At 70.9% G+C, this 15,852-nt stretch carries 14 protein-coding genes; 11 read left to right on the plus strand and 3 right to left on the minus strand.

Features of this window, described 5'->3' with window-relative positions; translation table 11 throughout:
- Positions 1 to 11: 11 nt before the first annotated feature.
- On the minus strand, positions 12 to 1,478 hold the full coding sequence (locus ACWEVP_RS18940) for an aldehyde dehydrogenase family protein (protein WP_452063827.1): 1,467 nt from the start codon (positions 1,476 to 1,478) through the stop codon (positions 12 to 14).
- 92 nt (positions 1,479 to 1,570) lie between these two features.
- Here ACWEVP_RS18940 and ACWEVP_RS18945 point away from each other — a divergent pair, with 92 nt between their 5' ends.
- Both ACWEVP_RS18945 and ACWEVP_RS18950 read left to right on the plus strand, forming a co-directional pair.
- Complete coding sequence (locus ACWEVP_RS18945; protein ID WP_452063828.1) at positions 1,571 to 2,149, plus strand: TetR/AcrR family transcriptional regulator; 579 nt, start codon at positions 1,571 to 1,573, stop codon at positions 2,147 to 2,149.
- Between the two features lie 127 nt (positions 2,150 to 2,276).
- Entirely contained in the window at positions 2,277 to 3,398 is a 1,122-nt protein-coding gene (locus tag ACWEVP_RS18950; RefSeq protein WP_452063829.1) for an aromatic ring-hydroxylating oxygenase subunit alpha, read from the plus strand.
- Here the strand turns inward: ACWEVP_RS18950 and ACWEVP_RS18955 are convergent.
- Entirely contained in the window at positions 3,395 to 4,042 is a 648-nt protein-coding gene (locus ACWEVP_RS18955; RefSeq protein ID WP_452063830.1) for a GntR family transcriptional regulator, read from the minus strand. The genes ACWEVP_RS18950 and ACWEVP_RS18955 overlap by 4 nt on opposite strands.
- Positions 4,043 to 4,104: 62 nt before the next feature.
- Here ACWEVP_RS18955 and ACWEVP_RS18960 point away from each other — a divergent pair, with 62 nt between their 5' ends.
- The 8 genes from ACWEVP_RS18960 (at position 4,105) to ACWEVP_RS18995 (ending at position 13,852) form a co-directional block, all read left to right on the plus strand.
- Positions 4,105 to 5,316 (plus strand): sarcosine oxidase subunit beta family protein, encoded by a 1,212-nt coding sequence (locus tag ACWEVP_RS18960; protein WP_452063831.1) that lies wholly within the window; start codon positions 4,105 to 4,107, stop codon positions 5,314 to 5,316.
- Between the two features lie 8 nt (positions 5,317 to 5,324).
- Positions 5,325 to 5,603, plus strand: a complete 279-nt coding sequence (locus ACWEVP_RS18965) for a sarcosine oxidase subunit delta (RefSeq protein ID WP_452063832.1) — start codon at positions 5,325 to 5,327, stop codon at positions 5,601 to 5,603.
- Positions 5,600 to 8,137, plus strand: a complete 2,538-nt coding sequence (locus ACWEVP_RS18970) for a 2Fe-2S iron-sulfur cluster-binding protein (protein ID WP_452063833.1) — start codon at positions 5,600 to 5,602, stop codon at positions 8,135 to 8,137. Before ACWEVP_RS18965 ends, ACWEVP_RS18970 begins: the two co-directional genes overlap by 4 nt.
- The gene (locus ACWEVP_RS18975; RefSeq protein ID WP_452063834.1) at positions 8,127 to 8,594 is read left to right on the plus strand and encodes a sarcosine oxidase subunit gamma; all 468 of its coding nucleotides are present in this window, start codon (positions 8,127 to 8,129) and stop codon (positions 8,592 to 8,594) included. Before ACWEVP_RS18970 ends, ACWEVP_RS18975 begins: the two co-directional genes overlap by 11 nt.
- Positions 8,591 to 9,433 carry a formyltetrahydrofolate deformylase gene (purU, locus tag ACWEVP_RS18980; RefSeq protein ID WP_452063835.1) on the plus strand — a complete coding sequence of 281 codons (843 nt, stop codon included), beginning with the start codon at positions 8,591 to 8,593 and terminating at the stop codon, positions 9,431 to 9,433. Before ACWEVP_RS18975 ends, purU begins: the two co-directional genes overlap by 4 nt.
- 13 nt (positions 9,434 to 9,446) lie before the next feature.
- Positions 9,447 to 11,873, plus strand: coding sequence for a GcvT family protein (locus ACWEVP_RS18985; protein ID WP_452063836.1), 2,427 nt, complete (start codon positions 9,447 to 9,449; stop codon positions 11,871 to 11,873).
- Between the two features lie 3 nt (positions 11,874 to 11,876).
- A complete protein-coding gene (locus tag ACWEVP_RS18990) occupies positions 11,877 to 12,377 on the plus strand; it encodes a cyclodeaminase/cyclohydrolase family protein (RefSeq protein ID WP_452063837.1) in 501 nt (166 codons plus the stop codon).
- A 134-nt stretch (positions 12,378 to 12,511) separates the two neighbouring features.
- Positions 12,512 to 13,852 (plus strand): S1C family serine protease, encoded by a 1,341-nt coding sequence (locus ACWEVP_RS18995; RefSeq protein ID WP_452063838.1) that lies wholly within the window; start codon positions 12,512 to 12,514, stop codon positions 13,850 to 13,852.
- Positions 13,853 to 13,855: 3 nt separating this feature from the next.
- Here ACWEVP_RS18995 and ACWEVP_RS19000 read toward each other — a convergent pair whose 3' ends face one another.
- Positions 13,856 to 14,230: a MarR family winged helix-turn-helix transcriptional regulator gene (locus ACWEVP_RS19000; protein ID WP_452063839.1), complete on the minus strand. Its 375-nt coding sequence runs from the start codon at positions 14,228 to 14,230 to the stop codon at positions 13,856 to 13,858.
- Positions 14,231 to 14,316: 86 nt separating this feature from the next.
- Between ACWEVP_RS19000 and ACWEVP_RS19005 the strand changes: the two genes are divergently transcribed.
- Complete coding sequence (locus ACWEVP_RS19005) at positions 14,317 to 15,774, plus strand: MFS transporter (protein WP_452063840.1); 1,458 nt, start codon at positions 14,317 to 14,319, stop codon at positions 15,772 to 15,774.
- Positions 15,775 to 15,852 lie beyond the last annotated feature (78 nt).

A 15,852-nucleotide genomic window follows, 5' to 3' on the forward strand; every position in this document is an offset into this window, starting at 1 on the left:
GGGGAGGGAATTCAGCCCTTGAACCAGTGCTGCGGAACGGGATCGATGTTCTGGTAGACGTGCTTGCTCTCCTGGTACTCGGCCAGCCCGGACGGCCCGAGTTCACGGCCGATGCCCGACTTGCCGAAACCACCCCACTCCGCCTGCGGCAGGTAGGGGTGGTAGTCGTTGATCCACACGGTGCCGTGGCGCAGGGCCCCGGCGACCCGCTGGGCGCGGGACGCGTCCGACGTCCACACGGCCCCGGCGAGCCCGTACTCGGTGTCGTTGGCCAGCGCGATCGCGTCGGCCTCTTCGGCGAAGCGTTCCACGGTGACGACCGGGCCGAAGACCTCTTCCCGGACGACCGCCATGTCCCTGGTGCAGTCGGAAAACACCGTCGGGCGCAGGAAGAAACCGTTTCCGTACTGCGGTCCCTCGGGGCGTTTGCCGCCCGCCCGCAGCGTCGCGCCTTCCTTGAGGGCGCTTTCGATGTAGCCCTCGACCTTGGCGCGGTGCTGCGCCGAGACGAGGGCGCCCGTTTCGGTGGCGGGGTCGAGCGGGTCGCCGACGCGGATCTTGTCGGCGCGCGCGGCGAGGTCCGCGACGAACCGGTCATGGATCTCATCCTGGACGATCAGGCGCGCGCCCGCCGAGCAGACCTGTCCCGAATGGACGAACGCGGCCATCAGCGCGTAGTCCAGCGCGGTGTCGTAGTCGGCGTCGGCGAAGACCACGTTCGGGTTCTTGCCGCCCAGCTCCAGCGCGACCCGGCGGACGCCCTTCGCGGCGGCCGTCATGATCTTCTCGCCGGTCGCGTAGCCGCCGGTGAACGACACCAGGTCGACTCCGGGGTGTTCGACCATCGCCGCGCCGACCCGGCCGTCGCCGAGCAGCAGGTTGACGACGCCGGGCGGGGTGCCGGCCTCCTCCAGCAGGGAGACGAGCTTGATCGTGGTCAGCGGCGTGACCTCGCTCGGCTTGAGCACCACGGTGTTGCCCGCGGCCAGCGCGGGCGCGACCTTCCAGGACATCTGCAGCAGCGGGTAGTTCCACGGCGCGATGAGCGCGCAGACGCCGACCGGTTCGTGCACGATCCGGCTGACGACGGTCGCGCTGCCGGCGTCGACCAGGCGTCCGGCGTCCTTGTCGGCGAGGTCGGCGTAGTAGCGGAAGACGCCTGTCACGTCGTCGATGTCGATGCCGCCCTCGCCGAGCGTCTTGCCGGTGTCGAGGCTCTCGGTGCGGGCCAGCTCCTCGCGGTCGCGGACCAGCAGGTCGGCGACCCTGCGCAGCAAAGCGCCGCGTTCGGTGGCGGTGGTCCGCCGCCACGGGCCCTCGTCGAAGGCCCGCCTCGCGGCTCTGACCGCGGCGTCGACCTCCGCGCGGCCCGCCTCGGCGACGGTCACGACGACCTCGCCGGTCGCGGGGTTCAGCACGTCGGAGCGCGTCCCGGTGGACGCGTCCAGCCAGCTGCCGTCGATGTGGAGGTCTTTCACTCCGGCTCCTTCCGGATCGGTGGTGGCCGGTTCGGGTCGAGAGTGCGTACATTTGTACGCGAAACGTGTACAGATGTCCACAAGGGGGCTCGATGGCGAAGAGCGAACCCGGCGCGACGCGGCGCCGTGGTCCGAACGACCCCGAACGGCGCGCGCGGATCGCCAAGGCCGCGATCGAGGTCGTCGCGCAGCGCGGGATCGACGGGGTCACGCACCGGTCGGTGGCGGCCGCGGCCGGTGTCCCGCTCGGCTCCACGACCTACCACTTCGCGACGCTGGACGACCTCCTGGAGGTCGCCCTGCACGAGGCCGCCGAGAAGAACGTCCACGCGCTGAAGGAGTGGGAGGCCGCGCTCCCGCCGGACGCCGACTTCGCCGCGGCGCTCGCCGACCTGGTGATGGGCTACGTCAACGAGCAGTACCGCGACACCGTGGTCGAGTACGACCTGTACGTCGCGGCCCTGCACCGGCCGGCGCTGCGCAAGGCGAGCGCGGCCTGGGACGAAGCGCTCATCGAGTTCTTCGGCCTGCGGACCGACCCGCTCACCGGCCGGCTGCTGGCGGGCCTGTTCTGCGGCCTGCTGATGCAGCTGGCGCTGGCCGACCCGCGGCCGGGCCGCGCGGAGATCGAAACACTGTTCCGGCGGGCGATCGACGGCCCGGCCGCCTGAACCCCCTGCGGACACGGGGAAAGCGCGTCTTGACAGGCGTGCGCGACGGCAGTCACTCTGTTCCGGAGTGAGCAACAAGACGCGTTCTGCGCAACTCCCGAACTGATCCGCGGAGAGGACCACGCCGGTGACCGCAATCGATCTCCCGCCGAGCCTGCTCGCCACCCTGCCCGGCTCCGCCTACACCGACCCGGCCGTCTTCGCGGCCGAGCAGGCGAAGATCTTCGAGGCGGACTGGTTCTGCGCCGTGCGCAGCGCCGACCTCGCCGGTCCCGGGGCGTTCGAGACCGTCCGGATCGGCAAGGAGAGCGTCCTCGTCTCCCGCGGGCGGGATGGCAGGCTCAACGCCTTCCTCAACGTCTGCCGCCACCGCGGCGCCCGGCTGTGCACGTCCGAGAGCGGGACGGTGAAGCGCGCCTTCCAGTGCCCGTACCACGCCTGGACCTACGGCCTCGACGGCAAGCTGATCGCCGCGCCCAACCTCACCGGCATGCCGGACGTCGACCGCACCGAGTTCGGCCTCACCCGGCTGCACCTGCGGGAGTGGCTCGGCTACGCCTGGGTGTGCCTGGCCGACGAGCCGCCGTCGTTCGAGGAGACCGTCGTCGGCGCCGTCACCGAACGGCTCGGCGGCCCGACGGAGATCGACGCCTACGGCATCGACGGGCTCGCGCTGGGCAAGCGCATCGAGTACGACGTGAAGGCGAACTGGAAGCAGATCGTCGAGAACTTCATGGAGTGCTACCACTGCGCGACGATCCACCCGGAGCTGACCGAGGTGCTCCCGGAGTTCGCCGACGGCTACGCCGCGCAGTACTACGTCGGCCACGGCGCCGAGTTCGGCGGCGAGATCAAGGGCTTCACCGTCGACGGTTCCGAGGGGGTCGACCGCCTGCCCGGGGTCACCGAGGCCCAGGACCGCAAGTACTACGCCATCACGATCAAGCCCGGGGTGTTCGTCAACCTCGTCCCCGACCACGTCATCCTCCACCGCATGTTCCCGCTGGCCCCGGACCGGACGCTGGTGCGCTGCGACTGGCTGTACCTGCCGGAGGTGGTCGAATCGGGCCGCGACCTGAGCCGGTCGGTGGAGCTGTTCCACCGGGTCAACCTGCAGGACTTCGAGGCGTGCGAACGCTGCCAGCTGGCGATGGACTCGCGGTCGTACGCGCGCGGCGGCGTGCTCGTGCCCAGCGAGCACCACATCGGCGCGTTCCACGACTGGGTCCGCGCCCGGCTGGACGGCTAGATCAGCGCGCGGATGGCCGCCTCGAAGCCGGTGACGTGCGCCTGCGTCAACGCGGCCGCCTTTTCGGCGTCACCCTCGATGATCGCGGTGAGGAGCGGGACGTGCTCGTCGACGTGGCCGGCCATCCCCGGCAGCCGGGGCACGAACACGCACCAGATCCGGGTCGCGAGGTTGTCGTACCGGATCAGCGTGTCCTCGAGGAACGGGTTGTGCACGCACCGGTAGACCGCCCGGTGCAGGGCGAGGTCGGTGCGCAGCAGCTCGGCGTTGTCCCCGGTGGGGACCCCGGCGTCGAGCTGCGCGCGCAGCTCGGTGAGCGTCTCGCGGTCGGCCGTGGTCGCGCGCTCGGCCGCCGCGGCCGTCGCCATCGGCTCCAGCGTGCGCCGGACCTCGGAGATGTGCGCGAGGTCGGAGATGTTGACGTCGGTGGCGAACGTCCCGCGCCGCGGGTAGGCGACGACCAGCCGCTCGGACTCCAGGCGCTTCAGCGCTTCGCGGATCGGCGTGCGGCCCATGCCGAGCTCGGTGCCGAGCTCCTCCTCGTTGATGGGGGAGCCCGGCCGGATGTCGAGCATGACCAGGCGATCACGGACGAACAGGTACGCCTGTTCGGCCAGCGACGGGGGATTGACCTGCGGGTGCATGGCGCTTAGCCTACATCGACGATTGATATATCAGAAGTCGACCAGTCCTCGGAGGACGCTCGATGACCGATCTGCCGGAGCACCCGGACTTCCTCTGGGACAACCCGGAACCCCGCAAGACCTACGACGTCGTCATCGTCGGTGGCGGCGGGCACGGCCTGGCCACCGCGTACTACCTGGCCAAGCGGGGCATCACGAACGTGGCCGTGCTGGAGAAGGGCTGGCTCGCGGGCGGGAACATGGCCCGCAACACCACGATCATCCGCTCCAACTACCTCTGGGACGAAAGCTCCGGCATCTACGAGCACTCCCTCAAGCTGTGGGAAGGGCTCGAAGAGGACCTCGGCTACCCGATCCTGTTCAGCCAGCGCGGGGTGCTGAACCTGGCGCACAGCCTGCAGGACGTCCGCGACAGCGTGCGCCGCGTCGAGGCCAACAAGCTCAACGGCATCGACGCCGAGTGGGTGGACGCCGACGGCGTCAAGGAGATCTGCCCGATCGTCAACACCTCCCCGGACGTCCGCTACCCGGTGCTCGGCGCGACCTTCCAGCCGCGCGCGGGCATCGCCAAGCACGACTACGTGGCCTGGGGGTTCGCCAGAGCCGCGCACGAAATGGGCGTGGACCTCATCCAGAACTGCGAGGTCACCGGGATCTCCACAGTGGACGGCCGGGTCACCGGCGTCGACACCGGCAGGGGCCGGATCGCGGCGGGCAAGGTGGCGCTGTGCGCGGCCGGGCACACCTCCGTGCTGGCGAAGCTGGTCGGCCTCGACCTGCCGCTGACGTCGCACCCGCTCCAGGCGCTCGTCTCCGAGCTGCTCGAACCGATCCACCCGACGGTCGTCATGTCGAACGCCGTGCACGTCTACGTTTCCCAGGCGCACAAGGGCGAACTCGTGATGGGCGCCGGCATCGACTCCTACAACGGCTATGGCCAGCGCGGCTCGTTCCACGTCATCGAGCAGCAGATGGCGGCCGCGCTGGAGCTGTTCCCGGTGTTCGCGCGGGCGCACCTGCTGCGGACGTGGGCCGGGATCGTCGACACCAGCCCGGACGCCTCGCCGATCATCGGCCTGACCCCGGTGGAGAACCTGTTCCTCAACTGCGGCTGGGGCACCGGCGGCTTCAAGGCCACCCCCGGTGTCGGTGACGTCTTCGCGCAGACCATCGCGCGGGGCAAGCCGCACGAGTACGCCGAACCGTTCAGCTTGGACCGGTTCACCACCGGTGCCCTCGTCGACGAGCACGGCGCCGCCGCCGTCGCGCACTAGGAGTGCTGATGCAACTGATCCCCTGCCCCTGGTGCGGGCCCCGCGAGGAAGCCGAGTTCCACTACGGCGGCCAGGCCCACGTCGCCTACCCCGCGGATCCGTCGGCACTGTCCGATGAGGACTGGGCGAAGTTCGTGTTCTTCCGCGAGAACCCGAGCGGCCCGTTCGCCGAGCGGTGGAGCCACTCGGCGGGCTGCCGCCGCTGGTTCAACGCCGTCCGCGACACCCGTACCCACGACCTCCTGGCGGTCTACCGCCTCGACGAGCCCAGGCCGGTGCTCTCGTGACCCGGCTGTCCGGCATCCCGCTCAAGTTCACCTTCGACGGCCGCGAGCTGACCGGTTACCTCGGCGACACCCTGGCGTCGGCGTTGCTCGCCAACGGCATCCACCAGGTCGCGACCAGTATCAAGTACGGCCGCCCGCGCGGCATCGTCGCGGCGGGCGTCGAGGACTCGAACGCCCTGGTGCAGATCGAAAAGCCGTTCCCCGAGCCGATGCTGAGCGCGACGACCGTCGAGCTGTACGACGGCCTGGAAGCCCGTGGCCTGCGTGGTCAGGGGCGGCTCGCCGCCGAACCGGACCCGGCGCGGTACGACGCCAAGCACGCGCACTGCGACGTCCTGGTCATCGGCGCCGGACCCGCCGGCCGCGCCGCCGCCGCTTCGGCGGAAGGCCGGGTCCTGCTGGTCGACGACCAGCCCGGTGGCGAAGCTCCGGAGGGTGTCCGGTTCCTCTCGCGCACCACGGCGTTCGGCATCTACGACGACGGGTTCGTGCTGGCGTTGGAGCGCCGGGGCGAGCCCGCCGCGCCGGAACGGATCTCGCGCCAGCGGGTCTGGCGGATCCGGGCGAAGCGGATCGTCATCGCCACCGGTGCCCACGAGCGGCCGATCGTCTTCCCGGACAACGACCGTCCCGGCATCATGCTCGCTTCGGCGGCCCGCACGTACCTGAACCGCTACGGCGTGCTCGCCGGACAGCGCGTGGTCGTGTTCACCACCAACGACTCCGCCTACGAAGCCGCGTCCGACCTGGCGGCGGCCGGGGCCGAGGTCGTGCGGATCGTCGACGCCCGCGAGGGCTACGGTGTCATCGGCACCGACGGCGACCCCCACGTCACGGCCGCCCACGTGGCTCCGCTGGGATCGCTGGAGGGCGAGCGGGTGCCGTGCGACCTGCTGCTCGTGTCCGGCGGCTGGAACCCCGCCGTCCACCTCTACAGCCAAGCCCGCGGCACCCTGCGCTACGAGCCCCGGCTGGGCGCTTACGTCCCGGACGGCTCGCTCCCGAACGTGACCGTCGTCGGCGCGGCCGCGGGCGAAGGCCTGCCGGAGACGAAGGTGCTCTGGCAGGTACCCGCACCGGAGTCCGAAGTGGACACCCGGTTTGTGGACCAGCAGCGGGACGCGACCGTCTCCGACGTCCTGCGCGCCACTGGGGCCGGGCTGCGCTCGCTGGAGCACGTCAAGCGGTACACGACGATCGGTACCGCGCACGACCAGGGCAAGACCTCCGGCATGCTCGCGGCCGGCATCACGGCCGAGGCGCTGGGCGTCGACCTCGCCGACCGCCGGCCGACGACGTTCCGCCCGCCGTACACGCCGGTGTCGTTCGCCGCGCTGGCCGGGCGGAACCGCGGCGAGCTGCACGACCCCGTGCGTGTCACGACGATCCACCCGTGGCACGTCGAGCACGGCGCCGAGTTCGAGAACGTCGGCCAGTGGAAGCGGCCGTGGTACTACCCGCGGCCCGGCGAGTCGATGCACGACGCCGTCGAGCGCGAGTGCCGCGCGGCCCGCAACGACGTCGCGCTGATGGACGGGTCCACGTTGGGCAAGATCGACGTGCAGGGCCCGGACGCCGGCTGGTTCCTCGACATGCTCTACACGAACATGATGAGCACCATCGAGGTCGGCCGGATCCGCTACGGCGTGATGTGCGGTGTCGACGGCATGGTGATCGACGACGGCACGGTCATCCGCGTCGGCGAGGAGCGGTTCCTGGTCACCACGACGACCGGCAACGCGGCGATGGTCCTCGAGTGGATGGAGGAGTGGCTGCAGACGGAGTGGCCGCACCTGCGGGTGTTCGCGACGTCAGTGACCGAGCACTGGACCACCATCCCGCTGGTCGGGCCGCGGTCGCGGGAAGTGCTGGGCCGCCTGGCGCCGGGCCTGGACGTCTCGAACGAGGCGTTCGGGTTCATGACCTGGCAGGACGCCGAAGTCGCCGGTCTGCGGGCCCGGGTCTGCCGGATCAGCTTCTCCGGTGAACTGGCGTACGAGATCAACGTCCCGTCGTGGCACGGGCCCGCGCTCTGGCAGTCCGTAGTGGACCAGGGGGCGACGCCGTACGGCACCGAGACCATGCACGTCCTGCGCGCCGAGAAGGGCTACCCGATCATCGGGCAGGACACCGACGGCACGGTCACCCCGCACGACCTCGGGATGTCCTGGGCGGTGTCGAAGAAGAAAGCCGACTTCATCGGCAAACGCTCGTTCGCCCGCGCCGAGAACAACCGGCCCGACCGCAAGCACCTGGTCGGGTTGCTCCCCGTCGATCCGTCGGTGCTGCTGCCCGAGGGCTCGCAGATCATCGAATCGGACGTCGTGCCGGAACCGCCGGTGCGGATGCTCGGCCACGTCACCTCCAGCTACGACAGCGCCGCCCTCGGCCGCACCTTCGCCCTCGCCCTCGTGCGCTCCGGCCGCGAACGGATCGGCGAGACGCTGTACGTGCCGGTCGGGGACCAGGTGGTGCCGGTGACCGTGACCGAATCCGTGCTCTTCGACAAGGAAGGAGCCCGCCGTGACGGTTGACATCGCCGAAGAGAAGTTCCGCACCCAGCTCACCGTCCGCCTCCGCGAGGGGGACACCCTCCTCGGCGTTCCGTTGCCAGGCCCGTGCACGTTCACCAGCGGAGAGGCCGTCGACGTCCTCTGGATGGGCCCCGACGAGTACCTCGTCCTCGCCGAACCCGGCCGCCAGGCCGAACTGGAAGCCGCACTTTCACGTGAAAGTGCGGCCGTGGTGGACGTCTCGGCGCAGCGCAACGTCTTCCGGCTGACCGGGACGCACGCGGCCGATGCCCTGGCCCACGGCTGCTCGATCGACCTGGAGGTGTCGCCGCCGGGGACGTGTGTGCAGACGCTGTGCGCGCGGACCGGCATCGTGCTCATGGTCCGGGACGAGGGCTTCACCATCCTCGTGCGGCAGTCCTTTTCGGACTACTTCACGGCCTGGCTGGCCGATGCGAGCCTGGAGTACGTCTCGTGACCTTCACCCTGACCCTCAAGTGCCCCGAGCGTTCGGGGATCGTGCACGCCGTCACGACGTTCCTGGTCGGGCAGGGCTGCGACATCGTCGAGCACCAGCAGTTCGACGACGACGTCCGCGGCTCGCTCTTCCTGCGCACGTCCTTCACCTGCACCGAACCGACCACAGTGGACGACCTGACCCGGGCGTTCGCCCCGGTGGCCGGGGACTTCGGCATGGAGTTCGGCTTCTCCGACGGCACCCCGCCGCGGATCCTGGTGATGGTCTCGAAGTTCGGGCACTGCCTCAACGACCTGCTCTTCCGCTGGCGCGCGGGCGGCCTCGGCGCCGAGATCGCCGTGGTCGTGTCCAACCACGAGGATCTCCGGCCGATGGCCGAGGCGGCCGGGGTGCCGTTCGTGCACGTCCCGGTCACGCCGGAGACCAAGCCGGAGGCCGAGCAGCGACTGCTCGACCTCGTCGGGGAGTACGAGGCCGATCTCATCGTGCTCGCGCGGTACATGCAGGTGCTGTCGAACGAGCTGTGCCAGAAGCTCGAGGGCCGCGCGATCAACATCCACCACTCGTTCCTGCCCGGCTTCAAGGGCGCCAAGCCCTACCACCAGGCCTACGACCGCGGCGTCAAGTACGTCGGCGCCACCGCGCACTACGTCACGCCCGACCTCGACGAGGGCCCGATCATCGAGCAGGAGGTGCAGCGGGTCGACCACACGTACTCGCCGCGCGAGCTGGTGACCGTCGGCCGCGACGCCGAAGCCCTCGCCCTCTCCCGCGCGGTCCGCTGGCACTGCGAACGCCGCGTCCTGCTCAACGGCAACAGCACCGTCGTCTTCCGGTAGAAGGAGTCCCGCCATGACCGCTCCGCGAGTCGTGATCATCGGCGCCGGCATCGTCGGCGCGAACCTCGCCGACGAGCTGACCACCCGCGGGTGGTCCGACGTCACCGTGCTCGACCGGGGCCCGCTGCCGCGCACCGGCGGGTCGACGTCCCACGCGCCGGGGCTGGTCTTCCAGACCAACGCGTCCAAGGCGATGACGGACTTCGCGAAGTACACCGTCGAGAAGCTCACGGCCCTGGACTGCTTCCTCCAGGTCGGCGGCATGGAGGTCGCGACCACCCCGGCCCGCTGGGAAGACCTGAAGCGCAAGCACGGCTGGGCGACGTCGTGGGGCGTCGAAGGGTCGCTCATCGACGCCGGCGAGTGCGTCCGGCGCTGGCCGCTGCTGGACGGATCGCGGATCTTCGGCGCGCTGCACGTGCCGACCGACGGCCTGGCCCGGGCCGCGAAGGCCGTGGAGGTGCTGATTTCCCGCGCCACCGAACGGGGTGCGCGGTTCGTCGGCGCCACCCGTGTGACCGACGTCCTGTCCCACGGCGGGCGCGTCACCGGCGTCCGGACCGACCAGGGCGACTTCCCGGCCGACGTCGTCGTGTCGTGCGCCGGGTTCTGGGGCCGCGAGATCGGCGCGATGGCGGGCATGGACGTCCCGCTGCTGCCGCTGGCCCACCAGTACGTGAAGACCGGTCAGGTCGCGGAACTCGTCGGGCGCAACACCGAGGAGGTCGAGGCGAGCCTGCCGATCCTGCGCCACCAGGACCAGGACCTGTACTTCCGCGAGCACGTCGACCGGCTCGGCATCGGCTCCTACGCCCACCGCCCGATGCCGGTCGAGGAGTCCACCTTGGACCATTCGGTGACGGAGACGGCCATGCCGTCCATGCTGCCCTTCACCGAGGACGACTTCGCGCCGTCGTGGGAGGAGAGCAAGCTGCTGCTGCCCGCGCTGGGCGGGACCAAGGTCGAAGAGGGTTTCAACGGCATCTTCTCCTTCACCCCGGACGGGCAGTCGCTGGTCGGCGAGTCGGCCGACGTCCGCGGGTTCTGGCTGGCCGAGGCGATCTGGGTGACGCACTCGGCGGGCATCGCGAAGGCGGTCGCGCAGCTGCTCGTCGACGGGCACGCGCAAGTGGACACCCACGACATCGACGTCCACCGCTTCGAGGAGGTGCAGCTCGCGCCGTCGTACGTGAGCGAGACGGCGCAGCAGAACTTCGTCGAGGTCTACGACATCCTGCACCCGTTGCAGCCCAAGCTGTCCCCGCGCGATCTGCGCGCGACGCCGTTCCACGTGCGGCAGCGCGAGCTGGGCGCGGTGTTCCTGGAAGCGGGCGGCTGGGAGCGGCCGCACTGGTTCGAGGCCAACGCACCGCTGCTGAAGAAGCTGCCGCACGAGGTGTTGCCGCCCGCCCGGGACGCGTGGTCGGCGCAGTTCCACTCGCCGATCGCGGCGGCCGAGGCGTGGCAGACGCGCAACGGCGTCGCGCTCTACGACATGACGCCGCTGAAGCGCGTGGAGATCAGCGGGCCGGGCTCTCTGGAGTTCCTGCAGTCGCTGACCACCAACCAGCTGGACAAGCCGGTCGGGTCGGTGACCTACACGCTGATGCTCGACAACGCCGGCGGCATCCGCAGCGACGTCACGGTGGCGCGGCTCGAACCGGAGCTCTTCCAGGTCGGGATCAACGGCAACATCGACGTCGACCACTTCGTCAAGCACGCGCCTCCGGGCGTGCGGGTCCGGGACACCACCGGCGGGACCTGCTGCGTCGGCGTCTGGGGGCCGCTGGCGCGGGATCTCGTGCAGCCGCTGTCGCACGAGGACTTTTCCCACACCGGGCTGAAGTACTTCCGGGCGCGGAAGGCGCGGATCGCCGGGGTGCCGGTGGTCGCGATGCGACTGTCCTATGTGGGCGAGCTCGGCTGGGAGATCTACACGAGCGCCGACAATGGCCTCCGGTTGTGGGACGCGCTGTGGGCGGCCGGGCAGCCCCTCGGCGTCATCGCGGCCGGGCGGGCGGCGTTCAACAGCCTGCGGCTGGAGAAGGGCTACCGGTTGTGGGGCACCGACATGACCACCGAGCACGACCCGTACGAGGCCGGCGTCGACTTCGCGGTGCGCCCGGCGAAGGGGGAGTTCCTCGGCCGGGAAGCGATCGAGGGGCGGACGCCGTCGCGGCGGCTGCGGTGCCTCACGATCGACGACGGCCGCACGGTCGTGCTGGGCAAGGAACCGGTCTTCGTCGACGGCGTGGCCGCGGGTTACGTCACGAGCGCCGCGTACGGGTACACCGTCGGGCGGCCGATCGCCTACGCGTGGCTCCCGGCGGCGGCGGACATCGGCAGCAGCGTGGAGATCGAGTACTTCGGCCGCCGGGTCGCGGCCACCGTGGCCGCCGAGCCACTGGTCGACCCCGGCATGGAACGGATCCGGCAGTGAGCTGTGCGTGACCAGATCATGAGCGACTTCCTCAAGGCCCTCGCCTCGGAGACCTCCCCGGGCGGCGGCGCGACGGCGGCGTTGCACGTCGCCCAGGCCGCGGCGCTGGTCGGCCGGGTTTCCGGGGCCCGGGAAGCCACGGCGTTGAGCATGCACGCGCTGCGGCTGGCGGAGAAAGAGGCCCACGCGGCCACGGTGCTCGCCCGGGCGCGACGGCGGCCGCCGGGCGAGCTGGCGGCGGCGCGCCGGCACGCGTGCGGCCTGGCGGAAGAGGTGATCGCGGCCGCGGCGGCGGTGCTCGACCTGGCGGACGTGGTGCCGCTGGACCTGTGGGTGGCCACCGACCTGGCCGCGGTCGCGGCGGCCGCCCGGGCCGCGGCGGTGACGGCCGGGGTGAGCGTCGAGCTGCACTCCGGCGCGGCCGTCCCACCCGAGGTGGCCGCGGTCGGCGAGCACGCGGATCGCCTGATCGCGTCGATCCGGGGGACGGTGGTCCCGGCGTAACGTCGATCACGCTGGCATGCCGGCCCGCCGGCCCGGGTACATCCACAGCAAGTCCATGGAAGGGCGCCAGGAAATTCTCAGGAACGAGGCGTTTCCTGGAACGGCCGGAGGCTTGTCGAGGGCTGGAGCTGTGCATGAGCGAGTACGACCGAGGACCGCAGGGCGGCGGCGAGTACCCGTACGGCCACGGCCGGGGCTACTACGACCAGCAGCCCCGTGACCAGTGGGGTCGCCCGTACCCGCCCCAGTACACCCAGCCGGGGTACTACGGCCAGGAAGGCGCCTCCTCCGGCTACTACTACGGCCACGAAGGCACTCCCTACGGCCGGCAGGGGTACGGCTACCCGCCGCCGCCCGTTCCGCCGCCGCCGCGGCGGCGGCCGGTGCGCGCGCTGGCGTTCGCCGTCGTCGCGGTGGCGCTCGCCGTGGTCGCCGGCCTGGGGATCGGGCACCTCATCTCGGCCTCCACCAGCCCCAGCGCGAGCGGCAACCAGAACTTCGGCTTCTCCGGGCAGCCCACGTCGTCGCAGACGGTGCTCGACGCCGACGCCGTGGCCGCGAAGGTCAACCCGGCGATCGTCAACATCAACACCGAACTCGGGCTGCAGGGCGCGGCCGCGGCGGGCACCGGGATCGTGCTCACCGCGGACGGCGAGATCCTGACGAACAACCACGTCGTCGCCGGCGCGACCAGCATCAAGGCCACCAGCATCGGCACCGGGGAGACGTACAAGGCGCACGTGGTGGGCTACGACCGCAGCGAGGACGTCGCGGTCATCCAGCTCGAAGGCGCCTCCGGCCTGCCGACCGCGAGCATCGGCGACTCGGGCACGGTCAAGGTCGGCGACCAGATCCTCGGCCTCGGCAACGCCGGCGGAAAGGGCGGCGACCCGGTGCCGGCGCCGGGCACGGTGACGGCGCTGGACCAGTCGATCACCGCCTCCGACGAGTCCAGCGGGTCGTCCGAGCAGCTCACCGGGCTGATCCAGGTCCGCGCGAACATCGAGTCCGGCGACTCGGGCGGGCCGCTGGTCAACGCGGACGCTCAGGTCATCGGCGTGGACACGGCCGCGTCCACCGGCTACCAGCTCAACGGCCGCCGCAGCGGCGGGGCCGGGCAGGGCTTCGCCATCCCGATCAACCAGGCGATCGACATCGCGCACAAGATCGTCGCGGGCACGGCGACGGACAAGATCCACATCGGCAAGACCGCGTTCATCGGGGTCTCGGTGGCGGACGGCCAGGGCGGCGCCCAGGTCCGTGAGGTCGTCCCGCGCGGTCCGGCCCAGAAGGCAGGCTTGGCGGCGGGGAACGTGATCACGGCGATCGACGGCAAGCCGATCGACTCGGCGACGACGTTGACGAACGTCATGGACACCCACCACCCGGGCGACAAGCTGACGCTGACGGTCACCGACGCGTCGGGCGGGCAGCAGCAGCTCCAGGTGACGGCCGCCGAAGGGCCGGTCGGCTGACGCTCAGCGCAGGGTCTCGTCGAGCACTTCGCGGTGCGTCAGCTTCGCCTCGAGGTACTTCTCGCGGCCGGCGTCGGTGAGCGTCACGAAGATGCCCCGCCGGTCGACCTCGCACAGCGCCCGCTCGACCAGGCCTTCCTTCTCCAGCCGGGCGACCAGCCGGGACGTCGCGCTCTGGCTGAGGTGGATCGCGCCGGTCAGATCGGCCGAGCGGCACTTGAACTCGCACGTCGCGAGCCGCTCCAGCGCTTCGAACTCGTTCGCGCCGATGCCGTGGCGCTCCTGCAGCCGGCACTCGAGCGCGGTGAACACGGCCGAGTAGCGGGCCAGCAGCTCGTGCCACTCCTCGACCAGGCTTTGCTCGGCGACGTCGCTCACGACGGCCAACTTATCATGCACAGGCATCAGATGCAAGTGCATTAAATGCATCGACATTAGATGCGCGTGCATGTAATGTCGCCGCCATGAGCTCTTCCGTGTCCTTGTCCACCACCTCGACCCGGTGGGACGCACGTCTCTGGGGTGTCCTGCTCACCGTTTCGATCGTCATCGGCCTCGACGCGCTCGACGTGTCGATGGTCGGGGTCGCGCTCCCCGCCATCCAGGCCGACCTCGGCCTGTCCACCAACGCGCTGCAATGGGTCGTCAGCGGCTACGTCCTGGGCTACGGCGGGCTGCTGCTGCTCGGCGGGCGCACCGCCGACCTGCTCGGCCGCCGCCGCGTGTTCCTCGTCGCCGTCGCCGTGTTCGCGCTGGCCTCGCTGCTCGGCGGGCTCGTCGACGACGGCGCGCTGCTCATCGCGAGCCGCTTCATCAAGGGCCTGGCCGCCGCGTTCACGGCGCCGGCCGCGCTGTCCATCATCACCACGACGTTCCAGGAGGGCCCGGCCCGCAACAAGGCGATCAGCATCTTCGCCGTGTTCGGCGCCAGCGGGTACTCCGCCGGTCTGGTGTTCTCCGGCCTGCTGACCGAGGTCGGCTGGCGCTGGACGTTCCTGCTGCCCGCGCCGATCGCGCTCGTCGCGCTGGCCGCGGCGTGGCAGCTGATCCCGTCGTACCAGCGGGAAGAAGGCCGTGGCTACGACTTCCCGGGCGCCATCACCGGCGCTGCCGGGTCGCTGCTGCTGGTGTTCGGCGTCGTCGAGGCACCGGAGGTCGGCTGGGCCGCGCCGCGGACGCTGATCACGTTCGTCGTCGCGCTCGCCCTGCTGGTGACGTTCGTGGTCATCGAAAAGCGCAGCAGCCACCCGCTGCTGCGGCTGGGGATCCTGCGTTCGGGACCGCTCGCGCGGGCGAACCTCGGCGGCGCGTTGTTCTTCGGCGCGTACATCGGGTTCCAGTTCGTCGTGATGCTCTACCTGCAGCGGGTCCTGGGGTGGTCCGCGCTGCAGACGGCGCTGGGCTTCCTGCCGGCGGCGCTGATCGTGGCGTTCGGTTCGCCGCGCATCGAGCCGCTGATCGACCGCGTGGGCACGCCGCGCACGATCTTCGCGGGCGTGGTCGCGCACGTCATCGGGTACGCGCTGTTTCTGCGCATCGACGAGCACTCGGGCTACGCGGGCAGCGTCCTGCCCAGCATGATCCTGCTCGGCATCGGCTTCACGCTGGCGTTCTCTTCGCTGAACATCCAGGCCACGGCCGGGATTCCGGACGGCGAGCAGGGCTTGGCGGGCGGTCTGCTGAACACGTCGCTGCAGGTCGGCGGCGCGATCGGGCTCGCGGTCGTGACGGCGGTCCTGACCGCCAACGGCGGGCGTGAGGCCTCCCCGGCCGCGCTGCTCACCGGGTTGACGCCGGCGTTGAGCGTGGTCACCGGGATCGCGGTGCTGGGCCTGCTGATCGCGATCAGCGGCCTGGTCGCCCGCCGGAAGCCGGCCGGGGAGCCGGTCCCCGAGGCCGACCTGCTGGCCCTCGCCGACTGACCCCGCTGTCTTGACTGACTCGTTCAGGTCGGCCGACGACCTGAACGAGTCAGTCAAGACGTTTGCCGCGCCCGACCG

The sequence above is a fragment of the Amycolatopsis sp. NPDC003865 genome, assembly GCF_053605345.1.